The 11,174-nt window shown below is 69.3% G+C and carries 9 protein-coding genes; 6 read left to right on the forward strand and 3 right to left on the reverse strand.

The features are described from left to right. Nucleotides 1–1,439, forward strand: a 1,439-nt coding sequence (locus ACWELQ_RS24060; RefSeq protein WP_452399304.1) for a LuxR C-terminal-related transcriptional regulator, incomplete at its 5' end; no start/stop codon positions are given. Between the two features lie 10 nt (nucleotides 1,440–1,449). Here ACWELQ_RS24060 and ACWELQ_RS24065 read toward each other — a convergent pair. Beyond that, nucleotides 1,450–2,307, reverse strand: coding sequence for an enoyl-CoA hydratase-related protein (locus ACWELQ_RS24065; RefSeq protein ID WP_452399305.1), 858 nt, complete (start codon nucleotides 2,305–2,307; stop codon nucleotides 1,450–1,452). A gap of 251 nt (nucleotides 2,308–2,558) precedes the next feature. Here ACWELQ_RS24065 and ACWELQ_RS24070 point away from each other — a divergent pair, with 251 nt between their 5' ends. Next, complete coding sequence (locus ACWELQ_RS24070; protein ID WP_452399306.1) at nucleotides 2,559–4,034, forward strand: DUF1214 domain-containing protein; 1,476 nt, start codon at nucleotides 2,559–2,561, stop codon at nucleotides 4,032–4,034. A gap of 54 nt (nucleotides 4,035–4,088) precedes the next feature. Further along, a complete protein-coding gene (locus ACWELQ_RS24075) occupies nucleotides 4,089–5,222 on the forward strand; it encodes a DUF1254 domain-containing protein (RefSeq protein WP_452399307.1) in 1,134 nt (377 codons plus the stop codon). A 160-nt stretch (nucleotides 5,223–5,382) separates the two neighbouring features. Here the strand turns inward: ACWELQ_RS24075 and ACWELQ_RS24080 are convergent, their stop codons facing one another. Further along, nucleotides 5,383–5,871 (reverse strand): hypothetical protein, encoded by a 489-nt coding sequence (locus tag ACWELQ_RS24080; RefSeq protein ID WP_452399308.1) that lies wholly within the window; start codon nucleotides 5,869–5,871, stop codon nucleotides 5,383–5,385. Between the two features lie 106 nt (nucleotides 5,872–5,977). Here ACWELQ_RS24080 and ACWELQ_RS24085 point away from each other — a divergent pair, with 106 nt between their 5' ends. After that, nucleotides 5,978–6,673 carry a pentapeptide repeat-containing protein gene (locus ACWELQ_RS24085; RefSeq protein WP_452399309.1) on the forward strand — a complete coding sequence of 232 codons (696 nt, stop codon included), beginning with the start codon at nucleotides 5,978–5,980 and terminating at the stop codon, nucleotides 6,671–6,673. A 6-nt stretch (nucleotides 6,674–6,679) separates the two neighbouring features. Here ACWELQ_RS24085 and ACWELQ_RS24090 read toward each other — a convergent pair whose 3' ends face one another. Further along, on the reverse strand, nucleotides 6,680–7,714 hold the full coding sequence (locus ACWELQ_RS24090) for an alpha/beta hydrolase (RefSeq protein ID WP_452399310.1): 1,035 nt from the start codon (nucleotides 7,712–7,714) through the stop codon (nucleotides 6,680–6,682). A 513-nt stretch (nucleotides 7,715–8,227) separates the two neighbouring features. Between ACWELQ_RS24090 and ACWELQ_RS24095 the strand changes: the two genes are divergently transcribed. Continuing rightward, a complete protein-coding gene (locus tag ACWELQ_RS24095; protein ID WP_452399311.1) occupies nucleotides 8,228–9,532 on the forward strand; it encodes a hypothetical protein in 1,305 nt (434 codons plus the stop codon). 158 nt (nucleotides 9,533–9,690) lie between these two features. After that, on the forward strand, nucleotides 9,691–11,174 hold a 1,484-nt coding region (locus ACWELQ_RS24100), incomplete at its 3' end, for an AAA family ATPase (RefSeq protein WP_452399312.1).

Below are 11,174 nucleotides of genomic sequence, written 5' to 3' on the forward strand. Positions count from 1 at the left end.
CGATCACCGACACCGCGGCCGCCATCCGGCTGGCCCGCGCCACCCGCCTGGCCTGGCAGGGCGGCGACGCCGTCCTCGCGCGCGGACTGCGGGCGAAAGCGGAATCCCGGGGTTCGCGCGAGCTGGTGACACGGGCGGGCGGTGGCATCGAGGGACTGTCGGAGTTGTCGCAGGGGGACAACGCGCTGGCGTGGGACCTGCTGCTGCGGGACGCGCGCATGGCCGACCCCGCCACCGCGGCCGAGCTCGAGCGCCTCGCGGACCGGGCGGCATGGGCGGTCGGCAGCGGCTTCGACGAACGGTCGCAGGCCGCGCTGATGGACGTCTCCGGCGTGGACCCGGTGGCCGCGCCCTGGCGGATTCCGCCGCCCGCATTGGCTGTGGCCCTGGGCCGTTCGGACGAGGTGGACCGGATGCTGCGCGCGGCGGTGCCCGCGCTGCGCGCACGCGGCGACGTGTCCTGGCTGGCCAACACGCTCGCACAGCTGGCCACCCTGAATGCCTTCACCGGTCGTTGGGGTGAGGCCGAGGCCGCCGCCACGGAGGCTCTGCGGCTGAGCGAGGGCCAGGAGACGCCGAACACCGTTGCCCTGGCCGCCACGGTGCTGGGCTGGCTGGCCGCTGTCCGCGGCGATGTCGTGCAGGCCGAATCCTGTTGTGCGAGAACCTTGGACGCCAGTACTGGCCGTAATGCGCGTTCACTGGTCGCACCGGTCTACTGGGTGCGCGCGCTGCTCGCCCTGGGCGCGGGAGACCCGCAGACCGCGCTGCGGGAGCTGACCGAGATCGCCACGCCCACCGGTCCGGCCGGGCATCCGGTGTTCGCCGCGTTGACGGCGGTGGATGCGGTGGAGGCCGCCGTGCGTGCCGGTCGAATCGACACCGCGCGAACGCATTCGGCGATTCTGGAGTGCTGGCGTGATCGAACCGGGGCCGACTGGGCGGTCACCGCCGTCGCGACCGCGCGCGCCCTGCTGGCCGACGACGCCGACGCGGAGAGGTACTACCTCGAGGCCCTGGCGGCCCCGACGTCGACGTGGCCCACACGGCAGGTCCGCGCCGAGTTGCTGTACGGCGAATGGCTGCGGCGGACCCGGCGGCCGACCGAGGCGCAGACCCGATTGCGTTCGGCCCTACAGGGTTTCGAGCAGCTCGGCGCGACGCCGTGGGCGGAGCGGGCACGCCGGGAGCTCGAACTGGCGGGCGACAGATCCGTCACCTCCGCGGGGGTTCGCGCGAATCCGCTGACACCGCAGGAACTTCGGATCGCGCGCCTGGCCGCCAGCGGCCTCACCAATCGCGAGATCGGCGCGCGACTGCTCATCAGCCCCCGCACCGTCGGGCACCACCTGTCCCGGGTCTTCGTCAAACTCGGCCTCGGTGACCGCACCGACCTGGCCGCCGTCGACTTCGACGGCGGTATGCGCCTGAGCCGTTGAGCGGCACGGGTCAGTGGGGCAGCCAGTCGGGCAGGTGTGGGATATCGGTGCGGGGGACGCCGGTGAAACGCGGTGCGCGTTTCTCGAGAAACGACGAGATGCCCTCTGCGACATCGGAACTGGCGGCGGCGAAGGGGATGGCCTGCTTGTCCAGGGCGAAGGCCTGTTCGGGATCGCCGTGGGCGGTCATGGCCACCAGGGACCGGCGGATGACGGCGGCGGAGACGGGCGCGATGTTGACGGCCAGGTCGCGGGCCAGGGCGTAGGCGGCGGGCAGCAGTTCGGCGGGGGAGTGGACGCTGGTCAGGAGCCCGGCCGCGAGGGCTTCCGGGGCCTCGAAAAGACGGCCCGTGAGCATCCATTCCTTGGCTTTCGCCAGCCCGACCAGCTGGGGTAGGAACCAGGTGGAGCCGCCCTCGGGGAACAGGCCGCGGCGGGCGAACACGAAGCCGAAACGTGCGGTGTCGCTGGCCAATCGGAAATCGGCGGCCAGCGTCATGGAGATGCCGACGCCGACGGCGGCGCCCTGGATCGCGACGATGACCGGTTTGTTGAGGTTCGTCATCGGACGGACGACCCGGGTGGCCGGTTCGTCCCAGTCCGGGTCGTCGACCTCGCCGAGCAGCGGTTCGGCGAAATCCATTCCGACGCAGAAGTAGTCACCGGCGGCGGTCAGCACCACGACGCGCACGTCATCGTCGAGATCCGCGGCGGACAGGGCGGCCGCCAGTTCGTCGGCCATCGTCAGCGTGAAGGCGTTGCGCGCGGCGGGACGGTTCAAGGTGATGGTCGCGATCGCGTCCTCGACCGAGTAGGTGATCGTCGAAAACGACGACATGCCGGATTGATTCACTGCGTCGGCCTCCATGCCGCACCAACTTCCCATGCCTCGAGATGTCGAAAGCTGAAGCCTCTCAATGTGTCAGTTTCGGGTCAACCCTGGCAGACGTATTCGGCGACCGATGCGGCGGGTTCGGCGAGCTTTCTAGCGTCGGTGAGGCCGGGAGACGGCAGAACTCACCCGTCGAGGGTGAGCTGGCTGAGAGTTTGCTGATTTAGGGTTGTGATATGGAGTCCGAACCTTCAAAGGGTGATCTACCTGCCAGTTCGACGCGAACTGTGTCACGTCGAGCGGCATTGCTGGGTGCTGCGGCCTCAGCGGTGGTCGGTGCGGTGATCGGGGGCGGAGCGGTCGCGGTATCGAAACGTGACGACGACGATTCCTCCGGGTCCACGCGGGCCGACGGATCCGCCGGTGCGGGCAAGGGATCCGTCGACGATGCGCTGGTGTCCTCGCGCGCGTTCGAGGCGGTCGTCTGGGGCATGCCGATCGTGAACTTCGATCGGATGCTGCAGGCCGCGATCGGAATCGGCGGCGGCGCGAACCAATTCGTGTACTGGTCGAAGCTGCTGGACTGGAAGAACCAGACCCTCACCCCGAACCCGAACGCGATCTACTTGATGGCGTTCTACGACACCTCCGCCGGACCGATGGTGCTCGACGTCCCGCCCGCCGAAGGCGATTCCACGATCACCGGGTCCATCGACACGGCGTGGCAGACCCCGCTCGCCGACGTCGGACCGGCCGGAACGGACCAGGGCCGGGGCGGGCGCTACCTGATCCTGCCGCCCGGCTACGACGCGCCGGTGCCCGACGGTTTCATCGCGCTGCGCTCGGAGACCAAGGCCGGATTCGCGCTGCTGCGCTCGAATCTGAAGAGCGGCAGCGACGCCGACATCGCCGCGGCGGTGGCCTACGGCAAGCGCGCGGGTCTCTATCGCCTCGACGCGGCGGGCAACCCGCCTCCGACGTCGTACGTCGATGCTTCCGGCAAGGAATTCGACGCCGCGATCCCCTACAACCGCGACTTCTTCAGCGCCCTCAACCGGCAGGTGCAGAACGAGTCGTGGCTGGACCGCGACCGGGCGATGATCGATCAGGTCGGGACGCTGGGAATCGTCAAAGGCGCGCCCTACCAGCCTGATTCACGTGTGCTCGGCCTGATGGAAGCCGGAGCCGCCGACGCGCATACGTGGCTCGAACAACGCTACGTGCAGGCGTTCACCCCGGGCTTCTACGACAATTCCCATTGGGCGCTGCCCGTCGATCAGCACCTCGTCACCTCGATGCAGGACGGCTATTCCGACACCTCGATCTATCCGGTGGACGCGCGCGGGCTCACCTATTCGTTCGTCTACTTCGCGGCCAAATCCCTGGGCGCGGGCCAGTTCTACCTGGTCGCCATCCAGGACAAGGACGGCAAGGACATCGACGGCGGCCGGAACTACACACTGACCGTCCCCCCGAACGTCCCGGTCAGCCTGTACTGGTCGATCACGGCCTACGACCGCGAAACGCACACCCTCATCAAGGATGTCGACTGGGCCAGCCGCGCCTCCAATACGCCCGGGATCCACACCAACGCCGACGGATCGGTCGACATCCACATCGGTCCCAATCCGCCCGCGGACGGCAAATCCAACTGGCTGCCCACCAAGGCCGGGCGCAAGGCCGAGATCATGGCCCGCTTCTACGGACCCCAGCCGCCGCTGCTGGCCAAGACCTGGAAGCTGCCCGACATCCAACCCGCCTGATCGCCTGCCGTTCCCGTTGACAAGCCGCTGAACCTTCTGAAGAAGAGGATGACCATGCCTTCGATCTGTCCCGGAAAGGCGCTGCGGCGCACGCTCGGACGGAGTGTCGCGCTCGTGGCCGGAGTGGCCTCGGTGTCGATGCTCGTCACCGGCTGCGGCAGCTCCGGCGACAATGCCTCCAGCACTACGAAATCCGCCGCGCCCAGCACCACCGCGACCAACTATCCGCTCAATCAGCCGATCACCGTCACCGCCGACAACTTCGTGCGGGCCGAGACCGATCGCGAGTTCGCCGCCCTGGCCCAGAAGAGCGGCGGAACGGGGACCTTCACGCACAATCGCGGTCTCGCGCCCATCGACGCGCAGAGCGTGATCCGCCTCAACCGCGACACGCTCTATTCCAGCGCGATATTCGACCTGGATGCCGGACCGGTCACCGTCACCCTGCCCGACCCGGGCAAGCGGTTCATGTCCATGCAGGTCATCGACGAGGACGAATACACGCCCGAGGTCGTCTACACCCCCGGCAAGCACACCTTCGACCGCAAGCAGATCGGCACCCGCTACGTCCTGCTGGGCATCCGCATCTTCGCCGATCCGAACAACCCCGCGGACCTGGACGCGGTGCACGGGTTGCAGGACGCCATCAAGGTCGAGCAATCGGCCAAGGGCACGTTGGAGATTCCGCAGTGGGACACCGCCAGTCAGGACACCGTCCGCAACGCGCTGCTGACGCTCGCGGCGACGCTGCCGAATACCAACGGCGCGTTCGGGCCGCGCGGACAGGTCGACGAGGTGCGGCATCTGATCGGCGCGGCGTCGGCATGGGGTGGCAACCCGGAGAAGGACGCCATCTATCTCAATGTCACCCCGCCGCGCAACGACGGCACGGTGGATTACCGCCTGCATGTGAAAGACGTTCCCGTGGACGGTTTCTGGTCGGTCAGCCTCTACAACGCGCAGGGTTACTACGAGGCCAATCCGTTCAACTCCTACTCGGTCAACAACCAGACCGCCAAGACCAACCCCGACGGCTCGGTGGACATCCGCTTCGGCGGCTGCGACGGGACCATCCCCAACTGCCTGCCCATCATGCCGGGCTGGAACTACATGGTGCGCCTGTACCGTCCGCAGCAGAGCATTCTCGACGGCAGCTGGACCTTCCCGCAGGCCGAGCCCATCCAGTGAGGTCGCCGCGGTGAGCACCGGCCGGGCGGGGCACAGAACCCCACCCGGCCGGTTTCTGTCCGAACGGATCGCCCGCGCCGGAATGGTCGGGTCGACAACGTCATTGGTGTCGGCGCGGCCTCCGTCCACCGTTTCGGACAGGTCTACCCGTCGGTGGTGTCTAGCCACTGGCGGTGGCTCCGATGATGGTGCCGCCGGTCCCGCCGATCAGGCCGCCCAGGGTCGCCCCGATGGCCGCCCCGATCGGCGCGCCGACGATGCAGCCGACCAGGATGAACGGCAGCCCGATCGCGCACCCGACCGCACCGCCGACCAGCGCACCGCTCACCGCGCCCGCGCCGCCGCCCGCCGAACCGGTGCCGTAGGTCTGTAGCAGTCCACCGATGTCGGCGGCCTGCGGGATGGGCGGGGCCGGGGCGGGAGTCGCGGCCGGGGTGGACGTGGGGGCCGGATCATCCACCGCGACCGGGTCGGGGTCGTCGACGACGGGTGTCGCGCCCGCGGGAGCGGCGAGTATGCCCGCCGCGGGGAGTGCCACCAGCGCCGCTGTCACGCCGGCCGCAATTGTCTTCTTGGACATACGCATAGGCTTCTCCTTCAGATCACTGCCGATTTCCGGGGTCGCCTCGTCCCCGATTGCCTCACCCACCTCGAATGACGCTAGGAGTCGAGCCCCGGCGGCGAATAGGTCGGCGAATCCGTCGCGGGTGTCACGGCCGATGTCGAATGCGGACGGGACGGTTAGCGTCGCTGCGGTGTTCAAATTCTGGGTCGACCGCGACAAACAGATGGCCGAACGATTCAGTGCGGCGATCGACCATCTCGGAAGAGACGGCGTGCTGGTGCGCGCCGGGGCGATTCGTGAACTGGATCGGGTCATGCACGGATCGATCCGGGAGCGCAATCGAGTCCTGCAGACCTACGCCGACTTTCTGCGACTGCGGACCGCCGAGGGCGTCGAGCCCGACGAATTCGATTGCCTGCCCGCCGATATCGCCGCGGTCCTCGCGGCATTGCGGGCCCGCCCGCGGGCCCTGCCCAAACGCGAAGCCCCGATGGACCTCACCGGAATTCGCATTCGCGGCCCGGTGCTCACCGGCATCCGGCTGCGCGGGGTCCGCCTCGCCCATGCCGAACTGGTGGACGCCGACCTGCGCGACGCCGACCTCTCCGTCGCGGATCTGCAATCGGCCCGGCTCATTCGCGCCGATCTGCGCGGCGCGAACCTCACGGGGGCACTGCTCGGCGCGGCCGACCTGATCGGGGCGAACCTCTCGGGCTGCGACCTCACCGGCGCGACCCTGGTGCGTGCCAACCTGTTCGGCGCGAACCTCATCGGCGCGGTGCTGAACGACGCCGACATGCGCGGGGTGCGGCTCGGGCAGACACGGGGGCTACCCGCGCCGCCCGGCCCAGCCGCCGCCCAGGACTTGGCAGGCACCGAGGACTGAGCGCGCTCAGGCGGGCAGGCCCAGTCCCGCCGCCAGCACCGGCCACGAATTCTTCAGCGCGTCCTGCCAATAGCCCCAGGAATGCGTGCCGGTGGGCTGGAAATCGAAGGTGGCGGGAATGCCCAGTTGCCCGAGCCGGTCGGCGAGATTGTGGGTGCACCAGTTGACCGCCGCCTCGATGCCGCCGCCCAGCACGATCTGATTGGCGATGCTGCCCGCGTTCGGCGCGCCGGGATAGTCGTACTGACCGGGCACCCCGGTGCCGCTGGAGACGAACAGGTTGATGCCGCGCAACTGGTCGGCGTGCACATACGGGTCGTTGTCGGCCCACATCGGATCACCTTGCGGGCCGTACATATTCACCGTGTTGCCGCCGCCCCACGCCTCCACCGCCAGATTCACGAACGTGTATCCGACCGGGTCGCTGATCTGCGCGCACCCGCTGTAGGCCGCCACCGAGCGGAACAATCCGGGCTTGGCGATGGCCAGTTGCAGTACCGAGGTACCCGACGTGGAAAGGCCCGCAATGGCATTCGCGCCGTCGGTACTCAGACCGGCGTCGATGAGCGGAGGCAACTCCTCGGTGAAGAACGTCTTCCACTTGTTGACCCCGAGCACGGGATCGGGTGCACGCCAATCGGTGTAGTAGCTGAACTTGCCGCCGATCGGGAGGATCACGTTGACGTCCTTGTCGGACATGAAGTTCAGCGCGTCGGTCTGCTGCGTCCACGACAGCTGATCCTCGCCGCCGCCACCCCCGTTGAGCAGGTAGAGGGCCGGGTGGGGGCTCGAGGTGTCGGCCGGGCGTTGCACATCGACCTCGACGTTCTTCTGCATGGCGGCCGAGAACACCTGCAGGCGAAGGGTTCGCACGCCGGTGACCGTGACACCGGTGACAGTGGACCCGTCGTCGGAGGTGACGGTGTTCAGCAGGTGCGACCCCGCGATCACCGGGTCGGGGGTATCGGCCGCGGCGGCCCCGGGCCAGCACGCGCAGGCCGCCACCGAACACGTCAGGGCAATGAGCGATTTTCGGGGCATCGGGCATCTCCTTTTCCGTTCCGTGGCTGAAGGAACCGTAGGGAGAAGGGCGTGGACGCATATAGGTCGTTGAATCAGTTGCCATTTCCGATCATGAATGACCGATGCGGCGACGGATACGTCACGACGGGTCCGTTCCATAACGTCGCTTCCGGTCGATCCACTCGGATCACCCGCCGCAAGGCGTTACTTCTCGGAAAGGAAGTAATTCAGTGAGCGGATTCCCCTCTTTTCTCAATCCTTTCAGCCTCTTCGGTAGCGGGGGCTCGAGCGGCTCGAGCGGCTCGGCCACGCCCGGGATCTTCCTGCATTTCCCGGGTAGCGCGTAATCACTCGATGCGCGGAAATCCATCACAACTGAATTGACAACCCATCAACCCATTCGCCCGTGGGTGGCTCCGGCGGTTCGGATTTCATCCGGCCGCCGGAGCTCTCTCCGAGACGGCATCGGCAGCGTCCGAAAGGGAAACGGCAGTGAACGAACCGACGATTGTGACCACATCCGCTGAACTGATGTCCGCCGTCGCGGCGGGGGAGACCGATATCCGGATCGCCGGAACCGTGCGGACCCTCGGCGCGGTGACGCTGCCGCCCGGCGTGCGCTTGCGCGGCGGCGCGCTCGAGGGTGGCGGGCTGCGGCTGACCCGCGACAACACCGTTGCCGACCTCACCGTGACGGTTCCCGAGACCGGCATCGCGATCAGCAACGACTGCGCCGAAACCGATCTGGGCACCCTCGCCCTGCGCGGTGTGCGCACCCGCGGCCGGGTGCTGCTGCGCGCGGACGGCATGGTGCGCACCGGGGAGATCGACATCGATGGCTTGCATGTCGAGGCCGCGAATCTCGCCGCCCGCGTGGGACATCCGGCGGGCAGCGGCGGCGGCGCGCGCCAGGGCGCGATCACGATCGTCAACCGACAGCTCGATCCCGGCGTGGCCCTGAGCGCGCGGCTGCGCGGGCTGCGCGTGGGCACCAGCCGCACGCCGGTGCAGGGCTGCGGGGTGGTCGCCGGCGGCCGCCACGACGGTGACGGCGGCAAGCTGTGGGTCCACGAACTCTCGATCGACGAGGCGCACATCGGCGGCGACACCTCCGCGGCGCGCGGCTGGCTGGTGCAGGCGGCCGTGCTGGTCCAACCCGGCGGATATGTCGGCGATCTGGTCGTCGGCGGGCCGCTGGCCTGCTACGGCCCGCGCCAGATCGCGCTCTACAACCGGGGATCGATCACCAGATGCCTGGTCCTGCAATCGATCACCGCCTCCGGCGCGGGCGGCATCGGGGTGCGCAGCCTGGGCCGCATCGGCATGCTCGCGGTGCTGGGACCGGTGATCACCTACGGCCGAGACGGGCACGGCGTCGATCTGCGCGGGGGCGGTGTCGGGACGGCCGCCTTCCGCAGCGTGACGACCTACGGCGCGGGCGCGATCGGAGTGTCGGTCGCGAACACGGTGTGCCGCTTGCGTATTGCCGAGGATGTGCGCACCTACGGCGATCTCGGCCGCGGCACCGGCGAACCCGCCGCCGGACTGAGCATCCGGCGCGCGGGCCGGGTCTCCTCCCTCGACGTGGTCGGAGGCATCGTGAGTCACGGATCGGGCAGCCCGGCGCTGGAGGTCGGGGGCGTGTTGGGCGCGACCCGGATCGCCGGCGGGGTGACCGCGCACGGTGCGGCGGCGGACGCGGTGCGGGTGCACGGCGTGCGGGTGCTGGACCTCGAGGACATCGTGATGACCTCGACCGGCGGCCGGGCGCTGCGGTTGATCCCGATCCGCCGCCGCCCGCCCTGCGTGCCTCGAACCGATCGCATCGCGGGCTGACAGCCGATCGGGTGTGGCCTGTTCACCGAGGTCGCACGGGGTATGCCGACAGATTGCCTATTAGCTGGCGTATGACGGATGTAATGACCGATGCGGTTCGGAAGCTCAGCATCAACAGTGGTGATGGACGATATTGCGAGAGATATGGAGACTGGGCAGTGAAATTGCTGGACGATTACGAACGTTCTCATCCGTCGTATCGCCCGCACGATTCGGTGCTCGATCCCGAGGAGAGCCCGCTCGACCCCGGCGAGTGCCGTGGTCGCGACCCCGAACTCGCCGCCCTGAACCGGCTCCTCGACGGTGCCCGGGTGGGCCGCGGCTCGGCGCTGGTGCTGCACGGCCCGCCCGGCATCGGCAAGACCACGCTGCTGCGCGAAACCTCCCGGCGCGCACCCGATTTCCAGGTCCTGACCTGCCACGGTGTCGCGGCCGAGCACGCGTTGCCGTATTCGGCGCTGCACGAACTGCTCTGGCCGCTGGCCGACCGCCTCCCCGGATTGCCCGGCGCCGCCGCCGACGCCCTGCGCGGGCTGCTGCGCCTGGGACCACCGAGCGGAGATCGCCTGGCCGTGTCCACCGCCGTGCTCGTCCTGCTCACCCGGGTGGCCGCGGAGCGACCACTGCTGCTGCTGGTCGACGACGCGGACCGGCTCGATCCCGACTCCGGCGCCTGCCTGGCCGCGGTGGCGCGGCGGGTCGGCGAGTCGGGATCGGTGGTCATATTCGGCACCCGCGCCGATCCCCTCGGCTGCGGATTCGACGCGGTGCCGCAGCGTCGGCTCGACGGGCTCGGCGAGCACGAGGCGCGCGAGCTCGCCGCCGCGCATCACCCCGGCCACACCCCCGCGCAACGACAGCGACTGCTGCGGCTGGCCGAGGGAAACCCGCTGGTGCTCATCGAGACTCCGCCCGCCGATGCGCTCGCGGTCACCAGCCCCTTCGCAGACGCCGAGGCATGGGCCGACCCGTATCCGGTCGGTCCACGGGTGCGTGCCGCGTATGCCGATGTGCTCGAAGGACTTTCGGACCACGGCCGGACGGTCGCGCTGCTCGTGGCCGCCGCCGGAAACGGCGAGGTGTCGGCCGTGCGCACCGCCGCGACCGCCTCCGGGGTGACCGACGCGGCCTGGCGTGAGGCACTCGAGTCCGGCCTCGCGGTGGTATCCGACGGACGAATATCGTTTCGCAACGCCTTGATTCGCGCGGTGGTCTACTACAGTGCGGCGCCCCCGCACCGTCGAGCGGCCCATCGCGCCTTGGCGGAATCCCTCGCCCCCGGCGGCCCCCTGGCCCTCGGCGCGTCGCCCGTCCCCAAGGGATCGGCCACGCGGGCTGATTCGGTCGCATCGCCCGCGCCTGGCGAATCGATCCTGGCCCCGGACCTCGCCGCCACCACGGCTGATCTCGACCACGACGGCCGACCGGCTGCCGCCGCCGAACCGGTGCGGCGGCATCGACGGGTGTTGGCGCAGCGGCAGCTGGCGGCCGCGTCGGCCGAGCCGGATGAGGATCTGGCCGTCGAACTCGCCGCCACCGCAGCCGATCTCGGCGGCGCGGACCAGCGCCTGGTGGCGGCCGACCTGCTCTACCGAGCGGCCTTGCTGTCTCCGGACGCGACGGCCGCCGCCACCCGGCTCGC

It is taken from the genome of Nocardia sp. NPDC004722 (genome assembly GCF_053601505.1).

Coding starts and splice junctions, on each gene's coding strand:
- ACWELQ_RS24065 (WP_452399305.1), bottom strand. CDS start 2,307: ATGGAGGCCGACGCAGTGAATCAATCCGGCATGTCGTCGTTTTCGACG.
- ACWELQ_RS24075 (WP_452399307.1), top strand. CDS start 4,089: ATGCCTTCGATCTGTCCCGGAAAGGCGCTGCGGCGCACGCTCGGACGG.
- ACWELQ_RS24090 (WP_452399310.1), bottom strand. CDS start 7,714: ATGCCCCGAAAATCGCTCATTGCCCTGACGTGTTCGGTGGCGGCCTGC.
- ACWELQ_RS24095 (WP_452399311.1), top strand. CDS start 8,228: ATGTCCGCCGTCGCGGCGGGGGAGACCGATATCCGGATCGCCGGAACC.